The organism is Acidimicrobiales bacterium, assembly GCA_035630295.1.
GTDB lineage: Bacteria > Actinomycetota > Acidimicrobiia > Acidimicrobiales > Iamiaceae > Iamia.
The window spans coordinates 52,983-76,590 of record DASQKY010000053.1 but is presented as its reverse complement, the minus strand read 5'-3'; the positions used below and the strand labels follow the sequence as shown (position 1 = coordinate 76,590).

21 protein-coding genes and 1 pseudogene are annotated in these 23,608 nt (G+C 75.5%); 15 read left to right on the top strand and 7 right to left on the bottom strand.

Annotation, left to right across the window (positions count from 1 at the left end; genetic code table 11):
- Positions 1-10: 10 nt before the first annotated feature.
- Positions 11-904, bottom strand: a complete 894-nt coding sequence (locus tag VEW93_15640; protein HYI63222.1) for a LysR family transcriptional regulator — start codon at positions 902-904, stop codon at positions 11-13.
- 71 nt (positions 905-975) lie between these two features.
- Here VEW93_15640 and VEW93_15635 point away from each other — a divergent pair, with 71 nt between their 5' ends.
- From VEW93_15635 to VEW93_15595, 9 genes and pseudogenes are all read left to right on the top strand, one after another.
- Entirely contained in the window at positions 976-1,890 is a 915-nt protein-coding gene (locus VEW93_15635; protein ID HYI63221.1) for a TSUP family transporter, read from the top strand.
- Positions 1,891-2,082: 192 nt separating this feature from the next.
- On the top strand, positions 2,083-3,132 hold the full coding sequence (gene recA, locus VEW93_15630) for a recombinase RecA (GenBank protein ID HYI63220.1): 1,050 nt from the start codon (positions 2,083-2,085) through the stop codon (positions 3,130-3,132).
- 172 nt (positions 3,133-3,304) lie between these two features.
- Positions 3,305-3,562: pseudogene (locus VEW93_15625) on the top strand (stage V sporulation protein S).
- Positions 3,563-3,678: 116 nt separating this feature from the next.
- Entirely contained in the window at positions 3,679-5,112 is a 1,434-nt protein-coding gene (gene miaB, locus VEW93_15620) for a tRNA (N6-isopentenyl adenosine(37)-C2)-methylthiotransferase MiaB (protein HYI63219.1), read from the top strand.
- Positions 5,113-5,123: 11 nt separating this feature from the next.
- Complete coding sequence (gene miaA / locus VEW93_15615; GenBank protein HYI63218.1) at positions 5,124-6,056, top strand: tRNA (adenosine(37)-N6)-dimethylallyltransferase MiaA; 933 nt, start codon at positions 5,124-5,126, stop codon at positions 6,054-6,056.
- A gap of 90 nt (positions 6,057-6,146) precedes the next feature.
- A complete protein-coding gene (gene dapF, locus VEW93_15610) occupies positions 6,147-6,989 on the top strand; it encodes a diaminopimelate epimerase (GenBank protein HYI63217.1) in 843 nt (280 codons plus the stop codon).
- A complete protein-coding gene (gene hflX, locus VEW93_15605; protein HYI63216.1) occupies positions 6,986-8,419 on the top strand; it encodes a GTPase HflX in 1,434 nt (477 codons plus the stop codon). The genes dapF and hflX overlap by 4 nt, the downstream gene beginning before the upstream one ends.
- Positions 8,416-9,555, top strand: a complete 1,140-nt coding sequence (locus tag VEW93_15600) for an aminotransferase class I/II-fold pyridoxal phosphate-dependent enzyme (GenBank protein HYI63215.1) — start codon at positions 8,416-8,418, stop codon at positions 9,553-9,555. The genes hflX and VEW93_15600 overlap by 4 nt, the downstream gene beginning before the upstream one ends.
- A 2-nt stretch (positions 9,556-9,557) precedes the next feature.
- Positions 9,558-10,220: a hypothetical protein gene (locus tag VEW93_15595; GenBank protein HYI63214.1), complete on the top strand. Its 663-nt coding sequence runs from the start codon at positions 9,558-9,560 to the stop codon at positions 10,218-10,220.
- Positions 10,221-10,243: 23 nt separating this feature from the next.
- Here the strand turns inward: VEW93_15595 and VEW93_15590 are convergent, their stop codons facing one another.
- A complete protein-coding gene (locus VEW93_15590; protein HYI63213.1) occupies positions 10,244-11,314 on the bottom strand; it encodes a DapH/DapD/GlmU-related protein in 1,071 nt (356 codons plus the stop codon).
- A gap of 129 nt (positions 11,315-11,443) precedes the next feature.
- On the opposite strand from VEW93_15590, the gene dapE reads away from it, so the two are divergent.
- Positions 11,444-12,502, top strand: coding sequence for a succinyl-diaminopimelate desuccinylase (dapE, locus tag VEW93_15585; GenBank protein HYI63212.1), 1,059 nt, complete (start codon positions 11,444-11,446; stop codon positions 12,500-12,502).
- Between the two features lie 11 nt (positions 12,503-12,513).
- On the opposite strand, the gene VEW93_15580 is transcribed toward dapE, so the two are convergent.
- Both VEW93_15580 and lexA read right to left on the bottom strand, forming a co-directional pair.
- Positions 12,514-13,557, bottom strand: coding sequence for a S8 family serine peptidase (locus VEW93_15580; GenBank protein ID HYI63211.1), 1,044 nt, complete (start codon positions 13,555-13,557; stop codon positions 12,514-12,516).
- Positions 13,558-13,559: 2 nt separating this feature from the next.
- Entirely contained in the window at positions 13,560-14,192 is a 633-nt protein-coding gene (lexA, locus tag VEW93_15575) for a transcriptional repressor LexA (GenBank protein ID HYI63210.1), read from the bottom strand.
- Positions 14,193-14,425: 233 nt separating this feature from the next.
- Between lexA and VEW93_15570 the strand changes: the two genes are divergently transcribed.
- Together VEW93_15570 and nrdR are read left to right on the top strand one after the other, a co-directional pair.
- On the top strand, positions 14,426-14,833 hold the full coding sequence (locus VEW93_15570; protein HYI63209.1) for a hypothetical protein: 408 nt from the start codon (positions 14,426-14,428) through the stop codon (positions 14,831-14,833).
- Positions 14,834-14,904: 71 nt separating this feature from the next.
- Entirely contained in the window at positions 14,905-15,390 is a 486-nt protein-coding gene (nrdR, locus tag VEW93_15565; GenBank protein ID HYI63208.1) for a transcriptional regulator NrdR, read from the top strand.
- 6 nt (positions 15,391-15,396) lie between these two features.
- On the opposite strand, the gene VEW93_15560 is transcribed toward nrdR, so the two are convergent.
- On the bottom strand, positions 15,397-16,155 hold the full coding sequence (locus VEW93_15560; protein ID HYI63207.1) for a dihydrofolate reductase family protein: 759 nt from the start codon (positions 16,153-16,155) through the stop codon (positions 15,397-15,399).
- Between the two features lie 82 nt (positions 16,156-16,237).
- On the opposite strand from VEW93_15560, the gene VEW93_15555 reads away from it, so the two are divergent.
- Complete coding sequence (locus tag VEW93_15555; GenBank protein HYI63206.1) at positions 16,238-18,559, top strand: molybdopterin oxidoreductase family protein; 2,322 nt, start codon at positions 16,238-16,240, stop codon at positions 18,557-18,559.
- A gap of 2 nt (positions 18,560-18,561) precedes the next feature.
- Here VEW93_15555 and VEW93_15550 read toward each other — a convergent pair whose 3' ends face one another.
- The gene (locus tag VEW93_15550) at positions 18,562-19,077 is read right to left on the bottom strand and encodes a MarR family transcriptional regulator (protein HYI63205.1); all 516 of its coding nucleotides are present in this window, start codon (positions 19,075-19,077) and stop codon (positions 18,562-18,564) included.
- 133 nt (positions 19,078-19,210) lie between these two features.
- Here VEW93_15550 and VEW93_15545 point away from each other — a divergent pair, with 133 nt between their 5' ends.
- Both VEW93_15545 and VEW93_15540 read left to right on the top strand, forming a co-directional pair.
- On the top strand, positions 19,211-19,792 hold the full coding sequence (locus tag VEW93_15545; protein ID HYI63204.1) for a YceI family protein: 582 nt from the start codon (positions 19,211-19,213) through the stop codon (positions 19,790-19,792).
- A gap of 394 nt (positions 19,793-20,186) precedes the next feature.
- Positions 20,187-23,063, top strand: coding sequence for a vitamin B12-dependent ribonucleotide reductase (locus tag VEW93_15540; GenBank protein ID HYI63203.1), 2,877 nt, complete (start codon positions 20,187-20,189; stop codon positions 23,061-23,063).
- A gap of 263 nt (positions 23,064-23,326) precedes the next feature.
- On the opposite strand, the gene VEW93_15535 is transcribed toward VEW93_15540, so the two are convergent.
- Positions 23,327-23,596, bottom strand: coding sequence for a hypothetical protein (locus VEW93_15535; protein HYI63202.1), 270 nt, complete (start codon positions 23,594-23,596; stop codon positions 23,327-23,329).
- Positions 23,597-23,608 lie beyond the last annotated feature (12 nt).

The window sequence follows — 23,608 nt, the reverse complement described above, 5'->3', positions numbered from 1 at the left end:
AGCGTACCGTTCACCCCGCCGGGGTCGGGGAGGGAGCTAGGGCCAGGAAGGCGGCCGCCGCCGGGGAGAGGGCGCCGGTGCGGTGGACGAAGCCCACGTGGCGGCGCAGGGGCGGGTCGAGGCGGGCCACCACCGCGCCCCCGGCCTCGGCCTGGCGAGCCTGGGGGGCGGCCAGCAGGGCGGCGCCGGCCCCGGCCACCACCAGGGGGGCCAGGGCCTCGCGGTGGGCCGTCTCCACCACCACCCGGGGCTCGACCCCAGCGGCGGCCGCGGCATCGTCCAGGAGGCCCCGGGTGGAGGTGCCCACCGGGGTGCTGACCAGGTCCAGCTCGCCCAGCCGGCGCCGGGGCACCCGCCGGGTCCGGGCCAGGCGGGTGCCGGGCGGGGCCACCAGCAGCACCTCCTGGCTGGCCACCGGCCGGGTGTCCAGGCCGGCCAGGACGGCCTCGTCGCCGGTCACCTCGGCCAGGCCCAGCTCGGCCTGGCCCGAGTGGACCTGGTCGAGCACCGCCGATCGGGCGTCGGGGGCGCTGATGCGCACCACCACCCCGGGGCTGGCGGCTCGGAACCGGCCGACCAGGTCGGCCAGCGGGTCGACGGCCAGGGTGGGCAGCGACACCAGGTCGAGCCGGCCGGCCCGCACCCCGGCCACCTGGGCCGCCGCCTCCCGGGCCGCGTCGGCCGCCCGCAGGAGCTGGCGGGCGGGCCCCAGGAAGGCCTCACCGGCCGGGGTGAGGGCCACGTGGCGGGGCAGCCGGTGGAACAGGGCGACGCCCAGGTCGCGCTCCAGGGCGGCGACTGATTGGGACAGGGCCGGTTGGGTGATGCCCACCTCGTCGGCGGCGGCGGTGAAGCCGCCGGCGTCCACCACGGCCACCGCGTGCTCGACCTGGCGCATCTCCATAGGGAGAGCCTATCCGGAGAATAGGAAGGATCACTTTGCGGACTGTCTCGGCGCCTTCCAGCCTGGGGCCCGTGACCGTGCTCGCCATCCTCCTCGTCGGTGCCGCCACCGGGTTCCTGGGTGGCCTGTTCGGCAAGGGGGGATCGGCCCTGGCCACGCCGATCCTGGCCGCCCTGGGCATCCCCCCCATCGTGGCCCTGGCCGGCCCCCTGCCGGCCACCATCCCCGGCACCCTGTTGGCCGGCCGCCAGTACGCCAAGCGGGGCCTGGTCGACTGGCGGGTCACGGCCTGGTGCGTAGCCGTCGGCCTGCCCGCCACGGTGGTCGGGGCCCTGTGCACCCGGTGGGTGCCGGCCGCCTCGCTGGTGACGGCCACCGACGTGCTGGTGGGCGGGCTGGGCGTGGGCATCCTGATCGGTGCCGGCCGGTCCCGGACCCGCTCCCGGCGGGACGTCGGCAGCCTCGATGACGGGTCGAGCGCGGGCCCTCGGGTTGCTCCCGGCGGTGGTGCGGAGGCCCCGGGCCTCGGGAACGGTCCCGGCGGAGAGCCGGCGGTCGTCGGCCGGTCCGGCCTCGCTGCGGCGGAGGGAGGGGCTGTGGCCGCCGCGATGCGCACCCCGACCCGGTGGGCGGTCGATCCGGCGGTGGTGGCGGCGGCGGCGGCGGTGGGCCTGGTGGCCGGGTTCCTGGCCAACAGCGGAGGCTTCCTGCTCGCCCCCCTGTTCCTGGTGGTGCTCCGGTTGCCGGTGCGCACGGCTCTGGGCACGTCGCTGGTGGTGTCGGCGGCCCTGGCCGTGCCCGGCACGGTGACCCACGCCGCCCTGGGCCACATCGACCCGGGGTTCGTGGTGCTGTTCGGGGCGGCGTCGGTGCCGCTGTCGGCCCTGGGGGCCCGGACCGCCCTGCGGGTGGACGCCGACAGGCTGGAGGTGGCCTTCGGGGCCGCGCTGGTGGTGCTGGCCGCCAGCCTCCTGGCCTGGGGCTGAGGACGGAGGTCCTTGACCCGAACGTCCGTTCGAAACTACCCTGCTGTCGTTCCCGACCACCCCGTGACCCGCTGGTCCCTTCGGACTGTCACACCCCCTCCGTAGGGTCCCTCCCATCGCTCGCTGCGGCGTTCCGCAGCCCCGGAACCCGCAGGGCCCCCAAGGGGCCGCCCCCACGAAAGGACCACGCACGTGGATCGTCACAAGGCACTCGACATGGCCCTGGGCAGCATCGAGAAGCAGTTCGGCAAGGGCTCGGTCATGAAGATGGGCGAGAAGGGCTCCATGGCCATCGGCTCGGTGCCCACCGGGGCCATGGCCCTCGACCTGGCCCTGGGCATCGGGGGCCTGCCCCGGGGCCGCGTGGTCGAGATCTTCGGCCCGGAGTCCTCGGGCAAGTCGACCCTGGCCATGCACGTGGTGGCCGAGGCCCAGCGCAACGGGGGCATCTGCGCCTACATCGACGCCGAGCACGCCATGGACCCCATCTACGCCGCGGCCATCGGCGTCGACATCGACGAGATGCTCATCTCCCAGCCCGACACCGGCGAGCAGGCCCTGGAGATTTGCGACATGCTCGTTCGCTCCGGGGCGCTCGACGTGGTGGTCATCGACTCGGTGGCCGCCCTCACCCCCCGGGCCGAGATCGAGGGCGAGATGGGTGACACCCACGTGGGGCTCCAGGCCCGCCTCATGTCCCAGGCCCTTCGCAAGCTCACCGGCAACCTCAACAAGACCGACACCATCTGTATCTTCATCAACCAGCTGCGGGAGAAGATCGGGGTGATGTTCGGCTCGCCCGAGACCACGCCGGGCGGCCGGGCGCTGAAGTTCTACTCATCGATCCGGCTCGACATCCGCCGCATCGAGTCCATCAAGGACGGGGTCGAGGTGGTGGGCAACCGCACCCGGGTCAAGGTGGTGAAGAACAAGGTGGCCCCGCCGTTCAAGCAGGCCGAGTTCGACATCATGTACGGCAAGGGCATCAGCCGCGAGGGCTCGGTGCTCGACATCGGGGTCGACCTCGGCATCGTCAAGAAGTCGGGGGCTTGGTACACCTACGAGGGCGAGCAGCTCGGCCAGGGGCGGGAGAACGCCAAGACCTTCCTGCTGGAGAACGCCGAGATCATGGTCGAGGTGTCGGAGCGGATCCGCACCGAGATGGGTCTCGACATCGTCGAGGGCGACGACGAGATGAGCGACGCCGACGAGGTCCCCATCAGCCTCGAGCTGGAGGACTGAGCCCAGATCTCGGGCGGGCGGCGGAAACGGCCCCACACGACCGCCGCCCGCCCGTCCCCGACGTGGCCCGCCCGCTGCACCCACCGGGCGGGCCGCGTCACCTTCTCGCCACGGCGGAGGAGGTGGTCGTCCCCCGGCGTCGAACCAGCCAGTCGTGCGACCCACCGCGGAGCTGGAGACCCTCAAGGTCTCGACCAAGTCGAACCCCAACTCCGTGGCCGGCGCCATCGCTGGTGCCATCCGGACCTCGGGGGCGGTGGTGATCCAGGTCGTCGGGGCCGGTGCCCTCAACCAGGCCACCAAGGCCACGGTCATCGCCCGGGGGATCCTCTCCACCGGCGGGCTCGACATCGTGTGCGTGCCCTCGTTTGCCGACATCCAGATCGACGGCGAGCAGCGCACCGCCCTCCGGCTCCTGGTCGAGGACCGCGACCACCGCGAGATGTCACCCGAGCCGCCCCGCCACCCCCGCCACCCCCGCCCCCCGGCGGCCCAGGCCCCCTGGTAGGCCCGAGCCGCCGGCCGGCTCCGTAGACTCGCCCGGCCATGGCCGACACCGCCGACCGCCCCCGGAGCTACCTGGTCCGCACCTTCGGGTGCCAGATGAACGAGCACGACTCCGAGCGCATCGCCGGCCTGCTGGAGGCCGACGGGCTGGCCCCGGCCCGGAACGAGGACGACGCCGACGTCATCGTCCTCAACACCTGCTGCATCCGGGAGAACGCCGACAACAAGCTCTACGGCACGCTCGGGCACCTCAAGTCCCGCAAGGAGGCCCGACCCGACCTGCAGATCGTGGTGGGCGGGTGCCTGGCCCAGAAGGACCGTGACCTGGTGCGGGACCGGGCCCCCTACGTCGACGTCGTGCTCGGCACCCACAACGTCCACCGGGCCGCCGACCTGGTCCGCTCGGCCCGGGCCGGCGGACCGATCACCGAGATCCTCGATGCCGCGGTGGCCGACGACGAGGCCATGTTCCCCTCGGCCCTGCCCCGTCGGCGCGACCACGGCCACTCGGCCTGGGTCAGCATCCAGGTCGGCTGCGACAACGCCTGCGCCTTCTGCATCGTCCCCGCGGTGCGGGGCCCGGAGATGAGCCGCCCCTTCGCCGGCCTGGTCGACGAGGTGCGGGCCCTGGCCGCCGAGGGGGTCAGCGAGGTCACCCTCCTGGGCCAGAACGTGAACTCCTACGGCCGGGACCTCACCCTCGGCGCCCGCCAGCAGGGCGACGACGTGCGGGTCCGGCCCCTGTTCGCCGACCTGCTGCGAGCCGTGGGGGCGGTCGAGGGCATCCGCCGGGTCCGCTTCACCAGCCCCCACCCCAAGGACCTCCGGCCCGAGGTCATCGCGGCCATGGCCGAGGTGCCCGAGGTGTGCGACCACCTCCACCTGCCCCTCCAGTCGGGCAGCGACCGGGTGCTGGCCGCCATGCACCGGGGCTACACCGCCCAGCGCTACCTGGACCGGCTGGCCGCGGCCCGGGCCGCGGTGCCCGACCTGGCCGTCACCACCGACATCATCGTGGGCTTCCCGGGCGAGACCGAGGACGACTTCGCCCGCACCCTGGAGGTGGCGGCCGAGGCCGCCTACGACTCGGCCTACACCTTCATCTTCTCGCCCCGGGCCGGCACCGAGGCGGCCGACCTGGGCCACCTGGCCGTCCCCCCCGACGTGGTGGCTGAGCGCTTCGAGCGGCTCCGGGTGGTGGTCGAGCGCTCCGCCGTGGCCCGTCACCGGGCCCGCATCGGCCGGGTCGAGGAGGTCACCGTGGAGGGCCCGTCCCGCAAGGACCCGGCCGTGCTCACCGGCCGGACCAGCCAGAACAAGCTGGTGCACTTCCCGGCCGGCCGCCCCCTCAGGGCCGGCAGCTACGCCGAGGTGCGGGTCACGGGCGCCGCGCCCCACCACCTGCGGGGCGAGCTGGTGGCGGTGACGGCGCCCGCCCGCCACCGCACCCGCATCCCCGTGGCCTCGGCCTGACGGCCGGCGACGTGGGCGCCGCCCCCCACCCCCCGGCGGTGGCCCTGGTCGGCACCACCGCCGCGGGCAAGTCGGCCCTGGCCCTGCAGGTGGCCCGGGCCCTGCCCGACGTCGAGCTGGTCTCCATCGACTCGATGCAGGTCTACCGGGGCATGGACATCGGGACGGCCTCGCCCACCGCGGCCGAGCGGGCCGAGGTGCCGCACCACCTGATCGACCTGGTCGACCCGTGGGAGGAGTGGTCGGTGGTGCGGTTCCAGGACGCGGCCCGGGCCGCCCTGGCCGACGTGGCGGCCCGGGGCCGCCGGGCCGTGCTGGTGGGCGGCACCGGCCTGTACCTGCGGGCCGTCATCGACGACCTCGACGTGCCCGGCCAGTACCCCGAGGCCCGGGCCGAGCTGGAGGCCGAGCCCGACACCCGGGCCCTGCACACCCGCCTGGCCGCCCTGGACCCGGTGGCCGCGGCCCGCATGGAGCCCGACAACCGCCGGCGCATCGTCCGGGCCCTGGAGGTCACGGTGGGCAGCGGGCGGCCCTTCTCCTCCTACGGCGCCGGCCTCGACACCCACCCGGCCGGGGCCATCCCCCAGGTCGGCGTGCGCCTGCCGCCTCCGGCGGTGGCGGCCCGCATCGAGGCCCGGTACCACCAGCAGGTGGCGGCCGGGTTCCTGGCCGAGGTGGAGGCCCTCGCCCGCCTGCCTCACCCCCTCAGCCGCACCGCGGCCCAGGCCCTGGGCTACCGCGAGCTCCTGGCCCACCTGGCCGGGGAGGCCACCTTCGCCGATGCCCTCGACCTGGCCGTGCGGCGTACCCGGCGCTTCGCCCGTCGCCAGCGGGCGTGGTTCCGTCGCGACCCCCGGGTCGAGTGGTTCGACGCCACCGCCGAGCCGGCCGAGGTGGCCGGACCGCTGGTGGCCCGGGTGCGGGCCCTGCTCGGGCCGTGAGCGACGTCGGGGCCACGGGGGGCGAACCGGGGCGGGATCCGGCGCCCGGCCTGCGAGACTGGCCCTCGCCCTGACCGACGTGGAGCACCGTTGACCTACCGCCTGACCAAGCACCACGGCCTCGGCAACGACTTCCTCGTGCTGCTGGGCCCGGCCGCCGAGCTGGCCGGCGTCGGGCCCGACCACGCCCTTCGCTGGTGCGACCGGCGCCGCGGCATCGGGGCCGACGGCCTCCTCCTCGGCACCCTCGATGGCCGGGACGGCCACGACTTGGAGATGGTGCTCTACAACTCCGACGGCAGCCGGCCCGAGATGAGCGGCAACGGCATCCGCTGCCTGGCCCAGGCCGAGGCCGACCGGCGGGGGACGGCGAGCGTCGAGCTGAAGGTCACCACCGACGACGGCCTCCGCACCGTGGCGGTCAGCCCCGGCCCCGACTCGGCCACGGTGGTGGCCGCGGTGGACATGGGCCCGGCCCTGGACGGCCCCCGGCCCGACCGCCAGCGGGGCCCCACCGAGGGGGCGGGCCTCACCGCCGCCCAGCTGGCCGCCGAGCCCCTCCGCCAGCGCACCCTCGACCTGGGCAACCCCCACCTCGTGCTCCTGGTCGAGGACCCGGGCGCGGTGGTGGTGACCGCGGCCGGCCCGGCCTGGGAGGCCTCGTTCTCGGCCGGCATGAACGTGCACGCCGTGGCCCCCACTCCGGGCCAGGCCGACGCCGTGACCATGGCCATCTGGGAGCGGGGGGCGGGGGCGACCCAGGCCTGTGGCACCGGGGCCACCGCCGCGGCCCGGGCCGCCCACGACTGGGGGCTGGTGGGGCCCACCGTCACCGTCCACATGCCCGGCGGCGACGTCCAGGTCGAGGTGGGGGAGCGCATGACCCTGCGGGGCCCGGCCGTCCGCATCGCCACCGTGGAGGTCGAGGCGTGACCCCCGGACCCGACGACCTCCCCGAGGACCGCGCCCCCGACCGCTCCGACGACATCGCCATCGCCCCGGTGGGTCCGGACCGCCCCCCGGCCGACGACGACGGCTCCCACCGCGGTGCCTTCGGCGAGTTCGGCGGCCGCTCCGACGGGTTCATCGAGCGCACCTTCCGGGAGAAGATCCTGCTGGTGGGGGTGACCCTGCCCCCGGCTCACGAGGACGACACCGAGGCCGGCCTGGACGAGCTGGAGCTGCTGGTCGACACGGCCGGGGCCGACGTGGTGGGCCGGGTGGTGCAGCGCCGGGCCCGGCCCGAGCCCGCCACCTACATCGGCAAGGGCAAGGTCGAGGAGCTGAAGGAGCTGGCCGAGGCCGTGGACTGCGACACCGTGGTCTTCGACGACGAGCTCAGCCCGGCCCAACAGGCCAACCTGGAGAGGGCCCTCAAGCGGACGGCCATCGACCGCACCGCGGTGATCCTCGACATCTTCGCCCAGAACGCCTCCAGCCAGGAGGGCAAGGCCCAGGTCGAGCTGGCCATGCACCGCTACCGCCTGCCCCGCCTGCGGGGCCGGGGCGGCTCCCTGTCCCAGCAGGCCGGCGGGGCCGGTGGTGGCCTGGGGGCCCGCCGGGGCCCGGGCGAGACCCAGCTCGAGGTCGACCGCCGCCGTGTCCTGCGTCGGGTCCACAAGCTGGAGGCCGACCTGCGGGAGGTGGCCCGCCACCGCGACACCCAGCGCAAGGCCCGCCAGCGCAGCCGGTCCGGCCACGTGGCCCTGGTGGGCTACACCAACGCCGGCAAGTCCAGCCTGCTCAACCGCATCGCCGAGGCCGACGTGCACGTCGAGGACCGGCTGTTCGCCACCCTGGACGCCACCACCCGCCGGCTGGAGCTGCCCGGGGGCGAGGCCGTGCTGGCCACCGACACCGTGGGCTTCATCCGCAAGCTGCCCCACCAGCTGGTCGAGGCCTTCCGGTCCACCCTCGACGTGGCCGCCGAGGCCGACCTGCTGGTCCACGTGGTCGACGCCGCCTCCCCCGACCCCGAGGGCCAGATCGCCGCCGTGCGCGAGGTGCTGGAGAAGATCGGGGCGGCCGAGGTGCCCGAGCTGCTGTGCTTCAACAAGCGGGACCGCTCCCAGGAGTGGAAGCGGCTGGTCGAGCGCCACCCCGGGGCGGTGGCCGCCTCGGCCGTCACCGGCGAGGGGACCGACGATCTGCTGGCCGCGGTGGCCGAGCGCCTGCGGGCCCTGACCACCAGCTACCGGCTGCTGGTGCCCTTCGCCCGGGGCGACGTCCTGGCCGAGATCCACCGGGAGGGCGAGGTGGTGGCCGAGGAGGCCGGGACCGACGGCATGGTCGTCACCGCCCGCCTCGACGCCGCCGGCGCGGCCCGGCTGGCGCCCTTCATCGCCCCCGCTCCGGGTCCGTGACCGCCGCCTTCGAGCCGCCCCCCACCGTGTGGGAGGCCATCGACGGCCGCCGGGGCCGGGCCGGCGCCCACCCCGGCGGGGCCATCGACCTCACCATCGGCACGCCGGTCGACGACCCGCCCGGCTTCGTGGCCGACGTACTGGCCCGGGCCGGCGGGGCCCGGGGCTACCCGCCGTCGGTGGGCACGGCCCGCTTCCGGACCGCCGCCGCCGGCTGGGTGGCCCGGCGCTTCGGGGTGGAGGTGCCACCCGAGCAGGTGGCGGCCTCCATGGGCTCGAAGGAGCTGGTGGCCGGCCTGCCCCACTGGCTCCGGCTCCGCCGGCCCGACCGCGACACCGTCCTCCACCCGGCGGTGGCCTACCCGACCTACGCCATGGGCGCCCGCCTGGCCGGGTGCCGGGCCGTGCCCGTCCCGGCCGGCCCCGACGGGGCCCTCGACCTGGCGGCGGTGGACCCCGCCGACGCGGCCCGGGCCCTGGGCCTGTGGTCCAACAGCCCCGGCAACCCCACCGGCGCCCTCGACGACCTGGCTGCTGCCGCCGCCTGGGGCCGGGCCCACGACGTGCCGGTGCTCTCCGACGAGTGCTACACGGAGCTGACCTGGGACGGGCCGCCCCGGACCATCCTGGCCCACGGCCTCGACGGGGTGTTGGCCGTCCACTCCCTGTCGAAGCGGTCGAACCTGGCCGGCCTGCGGGTCGGCTTCTACGCCGGCGACGCGGAGCTGGTGGCGTACCTGTCCCAGCTCCGCAAGCACGCCGGGTGCATGGTGGCCGGCCCGGTGCAGGAGGTGGCCGCGGTGGCCCTGGACGACGACGGGCACGCTGCCGCCCAGCGGGCCACCTACCGGCGCCGCCTCGACGTGGTGCGGGCCGCCCTGGGCTCGGCCGGGCTCCCGGCGCCCGAGCCGGGCGGGGCCTTCTACCTGTGGTTGCCGGCGCCGGGGGGCGACGGCGCGGCGTGGGCCGACTGGTGGGCCGACGAGCTCGGCACCCTGGTCACGCCGGGCGGGGCCTACGGCCCGGCGGGGGAGGGGCACGTCCGGCTGGCCCTGGTGGCCCCCGACGACCGGGTCGACGAGTTGGCCCGGCGCCTGGCCGCCCGGGCCGGTGCCGCTTCGGGGCCGGCGGCCTGATCGTGGCCGCCCCCGTCACCGCCCCGTCCGTCCGGCCCTCGGGCTGGTGGTACGCCCTGCCCGTGCTGGGGCTGGTCCTGGCCGGCCTGGTCGGCGTGGAGATCCTGCGCGACGGGTGGCGCGACGCCCAGCAGGTCTTCCTGCGGGCCAACGTGGTCGCCCCCGGCGAGGACCAGACCATCACCATCGACGAGCCCGGTGGCTACACCATCGGCTACGTCGGCGAGGCGGTGCTGGGCGGGGACGCCGACAAGGAGCGCTTCGCCGAGGAGCTGGCCATCGAGGTGCTGCCCGCCGACGGGGCCGCGCCCCTGGCCCTGGTCCCCTACGAGGGCTTCCAGGAGCTGCCCAGCCCCGAGGACCAGACCCAGTACGTCCCCCTGCGGACGGTCCACTTCGCCGAGGAGGGCGACTACGTGCTGCGCAGCCGGCCCCAGCCCGAGCTGGACCCCGAGCGCACCCTCCTGGTCGTGACCCAGAGCCCCTACCGCAAGATCGCGGCCGCCGGCCGCACCGCCGGCCTGCTGGCCGTGGTGGCCCCGTTCCTGGCCGTCCTGGTCACGGTCATCCTGGCCCGCGCCCGGGGGCGGGCCAAGCGCGCCGCCCGGGCCGCCCCGCCGCCCCCCGGGCCGTGGGGGGCGTGGCCGCCCCCCGGCGTGCGCTAGCCGTCGCCCGCTGGTTGGCGCCGCTAGTTGGCGTGCAGGGCGGCGTTGAGCTCGCCCCAGCTCCCGGTGCGGGCCCGGGCCTCGACCCGGCCGGTGGTGGAGTGGCGGATGAACATGAGCCCGGAGCGGCCCGAGAGCTTGCGGCCCTTCACCACCTCGCCGGTGGGCAGGGTCACCAGGGTGCCGGCGGTGACGTAGAGGCCGGCCTCCACCACGCAGTCGTCGCCCAGGGCGATGCCGATGCCGCCGTTCGCCCCCACCAGGGAGCGCTCGCCGACCCGCACCACCTCGGAGCCGCCCCCGGAGAGGGTGCCCATGAGGGAGGCCCCGCCGCCGATGTCGGCCCCGGCCCCGACCACCACCCCGGCGCTGATGCGCCCCTCGACCATGGAGGGGCCCAGCGTGCCGGCGTTGAAGTTCACGTAGCCCTCGTGCATCACCGTGGTCCCCTCGGCCAGGTGGGCGCCCAGGCGGACCCGGTCGGTGTTGGCGATGCGGACCCCGCTGGGGACCACGTAGTCGGTCATGCGGGGGAACTTGTCCAGCCCCACCACCTCGACGTGCTCGCCCCGGGCCCGCAGGGCGGCGCGGGTGGCCTCGAACCCCTCGGGGTCGGCCGGGCCCCGGTCCGTCCACACCACGTTGGCCAGCACGCCGAACAGCCCGTCGAGGCCGAGGGAGTTGGGCCGGGCCCGCCGGGACGAGAGCAGGTGGAGGCGCAGGTAGGCGTCGTGGGCGTCGGCCGGGCCGGTGGCCAGGTCGTCGAGCGCCGTCACCACGGCCACCCGGCGCACCGGGAGGCCGGTGCCCCCGTCGGGCTGGGCCAGGCTGGCGGCCAGGGCGTCCAGGAGGTCGGCGTGCTCGCCGCCCCCGGCGGCCCCGGCCCGGAGCGCCTCGGCCCCCACCACCGTGGTCCCGGTGGCCCCGCCCGCCCCGGCCGCGGCCAGCACCGCGTCGGCCGGCGACGGCTGGTCGTCCACGGCCAGGATCGGGTACCAGGTGTCGAGCACCTTGGCCCCGTCGCCGTGGGTCGACAGCGTGGCCAGGCCGATGCCCCGGGCCGTGGTCGGGGTGCGTGTCGTCGGGGCGGTCACGGGTCCTCCTGGGGGTGGGTCGGGCCGAGGCTAGGGGAGCGGCCCGGCCGGCCCCACCCGACGCGGGGCCGGGACCGACGACGCCCAACCCGACGCGGGGCCGGGACCGGCGACTCCTATTCTGCCCGGGTGACCGATCTGCTGGCCCTGACCGCCGAGCTGGTGGACGTGCCGTCCGAGAGCTACCACGAGGCCGCCCTGGTCGACTGGCTGGAGGCCGACCTGCGGGCCCGGCCCGGCCTGGAGGTGACCCGGGTGGGCGACAACGTGGTGGCCCGCACCACCCTGGGCCGGGACCAGCGGGTGGTGCTGGCCGGGCACACCGACACCGTCCCCGCCGTGGGGGGCAACGACCGGGCTCGCATCGAGGGCGACGTGCTGTGGGGCGTCGGCGCCACCGACATGAAGAGCGGCCTCGCCGTGATGCTCCACCTGGCCCGCACCGTGGCCGAGCCGGCCGCGGACGTCACCTGGGTGTTCTACGCCCGTGAGGAGGTGGCCTCGGCCGACAGCGGGCTGGGTGAGCTGGTCCGGGAGCGGCCCGACCTGCTGGCCGGCGACCTGGCGGTGCTGGGCGAGCCCACCGACGGGGCCATCGAGGCCGGCTGCCAGGGCACGGTCCGGATCGAGGTGGCCCTCCGGGGGGCCCGGGCCCACACCGCCCGCCCGTGGATGGGGCGCAACGCCATCCACCGCCTGGGTGAGGTCCTGGCCGCGGTGGCCGCGGTGCCCGAGCGCCGGCCGGTGCTGGCGGGCTGCGAGTACCGGGAGGCCCTCCAGGCCGTCCGGGTGGAGGGCGGCGTGGCCGCCAACGTGGTGCCCGACCGGGCCGTGGTGACCCTGAACCACCGCTTCGCCCCCGACCGCACCGTCGAGGAGGCCGTGGCCCACGTCCGGGCGGTGGTGGCCCCCCACCTGGACGAGGGCGACGAGGTCACCGTGGTCGACTCGGCCCCGGCCGCGCCGCCGGCCGTGGACCACCCACTGCTGGCCCGGGTGGTCGAGGCCCACGGCCTGGAGGTGCGGGCCAAGCTGGGCTGGACCGACGTGGCCCGCTTCGCGGCGCTGGGCGTGCCGGCCGCCAACCTCGGCCCCGGCGACGCCACCCTGGCCCACACCGCGGAGGAGCGGGTGGCCCGGGGCCCCATCGAGGCCTGCCACACGGTGCTGGTCGACCTCCTGGGCTGAACGACCGAGGGTCAGCGGCCGGCCACGGCGGCGGCCACGTCGAGGAGGCCGGCGCCGTAGGTGGGGTCGGGACCGACCGGCCCCCGGTCGGCCGCGGTGGCCAGCAGGCGGTCGACGGCGGCCCGGGCCGAGAGGCCGGTGGCCCGGAGCAGGGCCGCGGCCCCGGCCACGTGGGGGGCGGCCATGGACGTGCCCACCAGGCAGCCGTGGGCCGTCGAGCGCCCGCCGGGCACGGGGACGGCGGAGAGGACGGCGTCGTCGCCCCGGCACCCGTCACCGGTCGGGGCCCGGGCCGTGCCCCCGGGGGCGGCCAGGGCCCAACGGGCACCGCCCACGCCGGTGGCGTAGGGGGCGGCCTGGCCGTCGGCCCCCACCGCGGTGACCACCACGGCCGGCGCGTCGCCCACGTCGGTGCGCACCCGGCCGGTGGGTCCGGCCACCACGACCACCACCCCGGCGCCCCACGCCTCGTCGATGGCGGCCAGCAGCGCGCCGTCGGTGCCGCCGGCGCCGGCCCCGAGCGACAGGTTCACCACGTCCGCTCCCTCCCGCACCGCCCAGCGCAGGCCGGCGGCCACGTCCGCGCCCCGGCCGGTGGCCCCGCACGGCCGGCGGGCGCAGGCCGCCGGCACCAGGGCCCGCACCGCCAGCAACCGGGCCGCGGGGGCCACGCCCACCACGCCCCCGCCGGGGGTGGCGGCGGCCACCAGGCCGGCCACGTGGGTGCCGTGACCGTCGCGGTCGGAGTCGCCGCCGGGGCGGCAGCGATCGGGGTCACCCTCGGCGCCCACGCAGTCGACGGTGCCGGCGATGCGGCCGACCAGGTCCGGGTGGCGGCGGTCCACCCCGGTGTCGACCACGGCCACGGTGGTCCCCGCCCCCCGGGTCGTGGCCCACGCCGCGGGCACGCCCACCAGGGCCAGGTTCCAGCGGTCGCCGGCGCGGGTGGCCACCTCGGCACCGTCGTCCCCCAGAGCCCCCCCGACGGCCAGGGCGGCCAGGGCCACGAACAGCCCGGCCGCCACCGCCAGCACGGGGCGAGGGGGTCGGCGCACCCTCAGAGCTTGCGCAGGACGCTGACCACCTTGCCGAAGATGGCGACCTCGTCGGCATCGAACTCCATGTCGGCCAGGCGCTCGTTGGCCGGCCGGAGGATGACCTTGCTCCCCTTGGGCAGGTAGGTCTTGACCGTGGCCTCGTCGCCCGGGATGCCGGCGATGACGATCTCGCCCCGGGCCGCCTCGGGCTGGGAGCGGGCCACCAGGTAGTCGCCGTCGAGGATGCCGGCGTCGATCATCGAGTCGCCCCGGACCCGCAGCATGAACAGGTCACCCTCGCCCACCAGCTCGGCCGGCATGGGCATGGACTCGGTGATGTTCTCGGCCGCCAGCACGTCGGTGCCGGCGGCGACGTCACCCACCAGGGGCACGTGGCGCACCTGGCCCCGCTCGACCACGCTGCCCGACATGGAGTCGTAGCGGACCTCGATGGCCCGCGGCTTGCTGGGGTCGCGCTTGAGGTAGCCCCGCTTCTGCAGGGTGGCCAGGTGGTTGTGCACGGTCGAGGGGGAGGTGAGGCCCACGGTCTCCCCGATCTCGCGGACGGAGGGGGGGTAGCCCCGTTCGCGCATGCTCGCCTCGATGCAGTCCAGGATCTGGCGCTGGCGGGTGGTCAGCTGCGGGGTCGCCATCGGTGTGCCTCCTCGTCGCAGCCCCGGCTCCGGGCGAGTCGTGGCGAACGGGTGTACGGAGGACGGTAGCACGACCGGCCGGCCCTGCCAAACACCTGTTCCGCCGCGCAGGCGTTCGCCTCGGGGCTTGACGGAGGAACGCCTGTTCGGGCATCGTGCACGAACAGGCGTTCCGACCGGCCGCCGGCCCCCCAGCCACCCCGGCTGTCACACCCCCTGAGGAAGATGTCCCCATGGCCGCTGTCATCGTCCCCATCACCTTCGTCCCCGGCACCGTCGTCCCCGCCGCCCGCCCGGCCCTGCGCCTCATCGAGGGCGGTCGTTCGGCCCCGGCCCGGGCCGTGGTGTACCGCCGCCGCCGGGTGGTCGCCGCCCTGGCCCTGGTGACGGTCCTGGCCCTGGCCCTGCTCGCCGCCCGGTCCGTCGCGGGGGTCGCCGCGGGCTGGGCGGCGCCCACCCCCGCCGCCGTCGGGGGCCCGGTGGTGGTGGTCGAGGCCGGGTCCGGCGACACGCTCTGGACCCTGGCCCGCCAGGTCCACCCCACCGGCGACGTCCGCCCCGTGGTCGAGGCCATGGTGGCCGATCGCGGCACCCCCGCCCTCCAGGTCGGCGACGAGGTCCGCGTTCCGGCTGAGGGGTAGGCCGAGCGGAGCGAGGGCCGGGGCCCGAGGGGACGAGAGGGCTGCAGGCAGGGCGAACTTTGGGATGCGCCGTGAGTAGCGTCGCCCGGGTGCGTTGCCCGGACTGCTCGGCCCTCGACGACAAGGTCGTCGACTCGCGCGCCTCGGACGACGGCTCGGCCATCCGGCGCCGGCGCGCCTGCCTGGGCTGCGGGCACCGCTTCACCACCTTCGAGCGGGTCGAGGAGGCTCCCCTGGTCGTGCTCAAGACCACCGGCGAGCGCCAGCCCTTCGACCGGGACAAGGTGGCGTCCGGGGTGGTGGCCGCGGTCAAGAACCGGCCGGTGACCGAGGAGCAGATCGACGCCCTGGTCACCGGGGTGGAAGACGCCATGCGGCGCCGGGGGGGCGAGGTGGAGTCGACCCGGGTGGGCCTGGCCGTGCTGGAGCGGCTCCGGGAGCTCGACGACGTGGCCTACCTGCGCTTCGCCAGCGTCTACAAGGACTTCACCCGGGTCGAGGACTTCGCCGACGAGCTCCGACTGCTGACCAAGGGCTCGGGCCGGCCCGAGGGCTGAGCCCGCTCACCGCCGTCGGCGCAGGAGCCGCCAGAACAGCACGCCGTCGTGCTCCAGCAGGTGGGCCGGGTGCCAGTCCCGGGCGATGGCCGGTGCCGGCCCGTGGGCGATGCGGGGCGAGGCCCCTCCCACCACCCGGGGGTCGAGGGTGAGGCACAGCTCGTCGAGCAGGTCGGCCTCCAGCAGGGTGCCGTTGAGCGAGGGCCCGCCCTCGCACACGACCACGTCCAGGCCCAGTCCGTCCAGCACGCCCAGCACGGCGTGGGGATCGACCCCGCCCCCGGGCCCGGCCGCCACCTCCACCAGCTCGGCCCGACCGTCCAGGAGGCGGCGGGCCCTGGCCGGCGCCGTCGGGGGGTGCACCACCAGGGGCGGGGGCGTGGTCCCGTCGGCCTCGGCGAAGAGACGCAGGCCCGGGTCCAGGTCGAGCCGGCCCGAGACCACGACCAGGCGGGGGTGCGGAGCCTGGCCCCGGGCCGTCCGGGTGGCCCGGTGGTCCTCGATCGTCCGGGCCGGGCCGTAGGCCTCGTCCCGTACCGTGCCCGCCCCCACCAGCACGGCGTCGGCCAGGGCCCTCACGGCCCGGAACACCAGGCGGTCGCCGTCGCCCCCCAGGGCTCCGGAGCGCCCGTCCACCGCCGCGGCCCCGTCGGCGGAGGAGGCCATGAGCCCGGCCACCCACGGCCGCCCGCCCGGTCGGGGCCGCGGCACCGCGTAGGCGTCGAGCGGGTCGACCACCGCGGGCCGGGGGAGCAGCTGGCGCACGGCCGGCGACCCTACCGGCGCCCCCGGAGGGCGGGCCGCCACCGCGCCAGCGGGGGGCCGGGGGCGGTGGGAGGATGCGGGCATGACCGTCGTGGACCCCGACCTCCGGCTCGGCCCCGCCCCCGGCGGCGGCCCGGCCACCCGCACCGCCTTCCGGACCTGCCCTCTCTGCGAGGCGGGCTGCGGCCTGGAGATCACCGTGGCCGGCGACGACGACGGGACCGAGCGGGTCACCCGCATCCGGGGCGACCGGGAGGACGTGTTCAGCCACGGCTTCATCTGCCCCAAGGGCTCGACCCTGCGCCAGCTCCACGAGGACCCCGACCGGGTCCGGCGGCCCCTGGTGAAGCGGGACGGGGCCTTCGTCGAGGTCGGGTGGGACGAGGCCTTCGCCGAGGTCGACCGGCTGCTCTCGGGGGTCGTCGCCGAACACGGGCGGGAGGCGGTGGCCGCCTACGTGGGCAACCCCAACGCCCACAACATCGGCTCGATGCTCTACCTCAAGCCCCTGCTGCGGGCCCTGGGCACGCCCAACGTGTTCTCGGCCAGCACCGTGGACCAGCGGCCCAAGGAGATCTCGGCCGGGCTCATGTTCGGGGCCTCCCTCAGCGTGCCGGTGCCCGACATCGACCGCACCGACCACCTGCTCCTGCTGGGCGCCAACCCGGTGGAGTCCAACGGCAGCCTGGCCACCGCCCCGGACTGGCCCGGGCGGCTGAAGGCCCTGCGGGCCCGGGGCGGGCGCCTGGTGGTGGTCGACCCCCGGCGCACCCGCACCGCCGAGCTGGCCGACGAGTGGGTGGCCGTGCGCCCCGGGGCCGACGCCCTGCTCCTGGCCGCGGTGGCCACCACCCTGTGGGAGGAGGGTCTGGCCGACCCCGGCCCGGCCGGCGCCCACCTGGCCGGCCTGGACGAGGCCCGGGCCGCCCTGGCCGCGTTCACGCCCGAGGCGGTGGCCGAGGCGACCGGGGTCGACGCCGCCACCACCCGCCGCCTGGCCCGCGACCTGGCCGCCGCCCCCAGCGCCGCGGTGTACGGCCGGGTCGGCACCACCACCGCCCTGTTCGGCACCCTGGCCTCGTGGCTGGTCGACGTGTGCAACGTGCTGACCGGCAACCTGGACCGCCCCGGGGGAGCCATGTTCACCCTCCCGGCGGCCGGCTCGGTCACCACCCGGGGGGCGCCCGGCGTGGGCCGGGGCCTGGCCATCGGCCGGCGCCGGACCCGGGTGCGGGGGCTGGGCGAGTCGCTGGGGGAGCTGCCGGTGGCGGCCCTGGCCGAGGAGATCGACACGCCCGGTGACGGGCAGGTCAGGGCCCTGGTCACCATCGCCGGCAACCCGGTGGTGTCCACCCCCAACAGCGGGCGCCTGGACGCGGCCCTGGGCACCCTGGAGGCCATGGTCGCCGTCGACATCTACGTCAACGAGACCACCCGCCACGCCGATGTCATCCTCCCGGCCCCCAGCGCCCTGGAGAAGTCCCACTACGACCTGGCCCTGCTCCAGCTGGCCATCCGCAACGTGAGCAACTGGAGCGACCCGGTGCTGGCCCGGCCCGAGGGCCAGCCCGACGAGTGGGAGGTGCTGGCCCGCCTGGCCCTGGTGGCCCAGGGGATGGGGCCGGGGGGCGACCCGGCCCTGGTCGACGACCTGGTGGTCGACGCCCTGGTCGCCGCGGCGGTGGCCGACGAGCACGGCCCGCTCCACGGGCGCGACCCGGGCGAGGTCCGCGACGCGCTGGGGGATGAGCGGGGGCCGGCCCGGCTGGTCGACCTCATGGTCCGCACCGGCCCGTACGGCGACGCCCTCGGGTCCCGCCCCGGGGGGTTGAGCCTGGCCGCCCTGCGGGCCGCCCCCCACGGCGTCGACCTGGGCGCTCTCGAGCCACGGCTCCCCGAGGTGCTGCGCACCCCGAGCGGCCGGGTGGAGATGGCCCCGGAGCCGATCCTGGCCGACCTGCCCCGCCTGCGCGAGGCCATGGCCGCCGGCGCCGGCCCCGCCGAGCGGCCCTTCCGCCTGGTCGGGCGGCGCGACGTGCGGTCCAACAACTCCTGGATGCACAACGTGGAGGTGCTGGTGAAGGGCCGGCCCCGCTGCACCCTGCACGTCCACCCCGACGACGCCGCCCGCCTGGGCCTGGCCGATGGCGACCCGGTTGCGGTGCGCAGCCGGGTGGGGGAGGTGACCGCCCCGGTGGAGGTCACCGACGCCATCCGCCCCGGCGTGGTCAGCCTGCCCCACGGCTGGGGCCACGACCTGCCGGGGGTGCGCCTGGGCGTGGCCGGGCGCCACCCCGGCGTCAACAGCAACGTCCTGACCGACGAGGCCGAGGTGGACGTCCCCTCCGGCACCGCGGTGCTGAACGGGATCCCGGTGGCGCTGCGGGCGGTGGTCCCGGCCTGAGCTCAGCCGGCCGGCGGGGCGTGGGCGCCGGCCTCGGCCCCCGGCCGCACGGCGTCCCGGATGGTGCGCAGGGCGCCGGAGAGCGTGGCGAGGTCGGGGGGGGCGAGGCGGCTGGTGTACCAGGCCTCGATGACGGCGACGTGGCCGGGCAGGACGCCGAGCAGCAGGTCGGTCCCGGCCGGGGTGGCCACCGCGAAGGCGCCCCGCCCGTCGGTGGGGCAGGCCCGCCGCTCCACCAGGCCCCGGGCCTGGAGCCGGTCGACCAGCCGGGTGAGGCCGCTGCTGGACAGGTTGGCCTGGGTGGCCAGGTCGCTCATGCGCAGCTGGCCGCCGGGGCTGCGCACCAGGCGCAGCAGGGCCTCGAACTCCGAAGGGGCCAGGCCGTGCTCGCCGATCTGGCCGGCCAGCAGGTCCCCCAGCCCGGTGGCCGCTTCGAACAGGAGGCCGACGGCGGTCAGGCGGGGGTCGTCGACCAGCGCCGGGGTGGCGTCGGCGTCGGGGGGGGCGGCGGGCGACATGGCGCCCACGGTACCGACGGGGTCGCGCCGGTGGGCGGCGGGTGGCGGGGGAATACCGGGGCAGGGGCGACGTTGTCCCTCACTGGTAGTTGCGCACGCAACAAACTCTGACCCTGACCCCGGAGGTCCCCCCATGTCCGACGCCCCGACCCTGCCCGCCCGCCAGTTCCACGGCCTGGCCATCCCCGAGCCCGGCCCCTATGTGGTCGACACCAGCCACTCCGAGCTCACCTTCTCGGTGCGCCACATGATGGTGTCCAAGGTGCGGGGCCGCTTCTCCGACGTCGAGGGGACCATCACCTTCGCCGAGGACCCGCTGGACAGCTCGGTGGAGATCACCATCGCGGTGGCCTCCATCGACACCGGCACCCCCGACCGTGACGCCCACCTGACCAGCCCCGACTTCTTCGACGCGGCCACCTTCCCGGCCCTCACCTTCCGCTCCACCGGGGTGCGCGACCTGAAGGAGGACAGCTTCACGCTGGAGGGCGACCTGACCGTCCGCGACGTGACCCGGCCGGTGAGCTTCACCGCCACCTACAACGGCATGGGCCGCAACCCGTGGGGCGCACCGGTGGTCGGCTTCGAGGGTCGCCTCGAGCTCGACCGCGAGGAGTTCGGCCTGACCTGGAACCAGGCCCTGGAGACCGGCGGCGTGCTGGTCGGCAAGGTGGCCACCATCGACATCGCCCTGGAGGCCACCCCCCGGGCCTGACCGGAGGGCCCCCCGGGGGCCGCGGTCGTCCCCAGGGCTGTGGACGAACGGTGGGGAAATCCCACGGGAATCCACAGCGTCTTCCCCTTCCGTTCCACAAGGTGACATCCCTAGGGTGCCCCCCGTGTCGACGGAGGTCGCAGCGCCTCCCGGAACGGGAGGGTGTGGGTGTCTCCGTCCCGCTGGAGACGACGTCCTTTGGGGGCGATCGCGAACCCGTTTGCGGGAGATTTCGCGAGCGCCCCCTGACCTGGGAGTTCGCGCCGCGGCCTCCGTTGACACAGCTGTAATTACCCTGGTGTAATGAGCGTCCCGCGTCCACATCTTGTGGTCCTGGCCCGGCTCGGTCCGCCCCAGGCACAACAGGTTGTGGTTCCCCCCAGGAGACGAACACATGGCTCTCGCCCCCGAGCAGACCGGCATCGGCATCCGCCGGCACTTCACCCGGCCCGACGTGCACCCCTACGACGAGCTGGCTTGGGATCGGCGCGACGCCCGGATCACCAACTGGGCCGACGGGTCGGTGGCCTTCGAGCAGCTGGGGGTGGAGTTCCCCACCGGCTGGTCGGTCAACGCCACCAACATCGTGGCCCAGAAGTACTTCCGGGGCACCCTGGGCACCCCGGAGCGGGAGAGCTCGCTGCGCCAGGTCATCGACCGGGTGGCCGACACCATCACGACCTGGGGGGTCGAGGGCGGCTACTTCACCGATGACGACGAGGCCGAGGCCTTCCGGGCCGAGCTGAAGCACCTGCTCGTCACCCAGAAGGCGGCGTTCAACTCGCCGGTGTGGTTCAACATCGGCGTGCCCGGCGTCCCGCAGCAGGCCAGCGCCTGCTTCATCCTCTCCGTGGACGACGCCATGGACTCCATCCTGAACTGGTACCGGGAGGAGGGCGTGATCTTCAAGGGCGGCTCGGGGGCCGGGGTCAACCTGTCCAGGATCCGCTCCTCGGTCGAGCACCTGAAGGGCGGGGGCACGGCCTCGGGCCCGGTCAGCTTCATGCGGGGGGCCGACGCCTCGGCCGGCACCATCAAGTCGGGTGGCAAGACCCGCCGGGCCGCCAAGATGGTCATCCTCGACGTCACCCACCCCGACGTGGAGGACTTCATCTGGGTCAAGGCCCGCGAGGAGAAGAAGATCCGGGTCCTCGAGGAGGCCGGCTTCGACATGAGCCTCGACGGCCGGGACATGGCCTCGGTCCAGTACCAGAACGCCAACAACTCGGTCCGGGTCACCGACGAGTTCATGCAGGCCGTGGTGGACGACGCCGACTGGCACCTGCGGGCCGTCACCTCCGGCGAGGTGGTCCGCACCGTCCGGGCCCGCGACCTCATGCGCCAGTTCGCCACCGCGGCCTGGGAGTGCGCCGATCCCGGCATGCAGTTCGACACCACCATCAACCGCTGGCACACCGCGGCGGCCACCGGCCGCATCAACGGCTCCAACCCGTGCAGCGAGTACATGCACATCGACAACTCGGCCTGCAACCTGGCCTCGGTCAACCTGCTGGCCTTCCTCGGGACCGACGGCGCCTTCGACGTGGACGGGTTCAAGCAGGCCTGCGCGGTCATGTTCACCGGCCAGGAGATCCTGGTGGGCCGGGCCGACTACCCGACCGACCCCATCGGCGAGAACAGCCGCAAGTTCCGGCAGCTGGGCCTGGGCTACGCCAACCTGGGCGCCCTGCTCATGGCCACCGGCGCCCCGTACGACTCCGAGGAGGGCCGGGCCTGGGCCGCGGCCATCACCGCTCTCATGACCGGCCACGCGTACGAGGTCTCGGCCCGCACCGCGGCCCGCATGGGCCCCTTCGCCGGCTACGAGGAGAACCGCGAGCACATGCTGCGGGTGCTGGACATGCACCGCACGGCCACCGCCGGCATCGACGAGGAGCTGGTGCCGTCCGAGCTGTTGGGCGCGGCCCAGCAGTCCTGGGACGAGGCCTGCGAGATGGCCGAGCAGTTCGGCGTCCGCAACTCCCAGGCCTCGGTGCTGGCCCCCACCGGGACCATCGGCCTGATGATGGACTGCGACACCACCGGCATCGAGCCCGACCTGGGGCTGGTCAAGACGAAGAAGCTGGTGGGCGGGGGCACCATGTCCATCGTCAACCAGACCGTGCCCCGCGCCCTGCGCAACCTGGGCTACGACGAGGGCGCCATCGCGGAGGTCGTGGCCTACGTCGACGAGAACAAGACCATCGTGGGCGCCCCCCACCTGGCCGCCGAGCACATGGCCGTCTTCGCCTGCTCCATGGGCGACAACGTGATCCACTACCTGGGCCACGTGAAGATGATGGCCGCGGTCCAGCCTTTCATCTCCGGGGCCATCTCCAAGACCGTCAACATGCCCACCGAGGCCTCGGTCGAGGACGTGGAGCAGCTCCACGTCGACGCCTGGCAGATGGGCGTCAAGGCCATCGCCATCTACCGCGACGGCTGCAAGGTGTCCCAGCCCCTGTCCATGACCAAGAAGGCGGGCGCCGAGGACACGCCCACCGCCGGCCAGGTGGTCGAGCGGGTCGTGGAGCGGGTGGTCGAGAAGGTCGTGACCGTCAAGGAGCCGGTGCGGCGCAAGCTGCCCCGCACCCGCACGTCCAAGACCTTCGAGTTCCGGGTGGCCGACTGCAAGGGCTTCGTCAGCGTCGGCGAGTACGAGGACGGCCGGCCCGGCGAGATCTTCATCCGCATCTCCAAGCAGGGCTCGACCCTGGCCGGGATCATGGACGCCTTCGCGGTGTCGATCAGCTACGGCCTCCAGTACGGCGTGCCCCTGCGGGCCTACGTGGAGACCTTCACCAACACCCGCTTCGAGCCGGCCGGCATGACCGACGACCCCGAGCTGCGCATCGCCTCGTCGCTGGTCGACTACATGTTCCGTCGCCTGGCCGTCCAGTACCTCACCTACGAGGAGCGGGCCGAGCTGGGCATCCTCACCGTGTCGGAGCGGACCCAGCCCACCCTCCCCGGGGTGGAGGAGACGGTCACCCAGACCCGCCAGGGCTCCGAGATCCCGGCCGACCCCAAGTCGGTCCCCTCGGCCTCCGAGCTGGCCCGGGAGATGGAGGAGCAGGACGAGGGCGGGCAGCGCAGCCTGCTGGAGCGGGCCGGCGTGCTCGACGATACCCCCGCCCCCCAGGTGCCCCAGGCCCGCCCCGAGGCTCGCCACTCCGACGCCCCGTACTGCATGCAGTGCGGTGTCCAGATGATGCGGGCCGGCTCCTGCCACGCCTGCCCCAGCTGCGGCAGCACCAGCGGCTGCAGCTGATGTGAACGGTCGACTGGCCGGCCCGCCGGGCCGATCGGCCGCCGACGTTCCCGGGCGTTGGCCAGGCCTCCCCGTCCAGATCCCGATCGATGTCCACCCGAGGACGGTGTGGCGCTCGGTCTGCGAGGGTGACGTGCTCCCCGTGACCGTCGCACGCGATGGCACCCCCTGGACGCGCTGAGCGCCGAGGCCCGGCGGCGTCGGAGCGGGGACCGCGTGTCGGCGATGGTCGGGGAGCAGCTGGCCGTCGGCGCAGGTGGGGCCTACGTCCCGGCGTCGATGTCGGCGATGATGGCCTCGGCCGCGGCCAGGTCGGCGCCCCGGACCAGCATGCGCTGATCGGAGCCGAGGAACGGGTACGCGTGGCTGACGTGGGGCTCGAGCTCCACCACCAGCCCCTCGGACCGGCAGGTCTCGACGATGAGCTGGGTGCGAGGCAGGTCCGAGCCGAGGGAGACGGGCACGATCTGGTCGGGCCCGACGGGGCTGTCGGCGCGGAGCCACGCCCCGAGTCGACGCAGCAGGCGGGCCATGCCAGGGAGCCT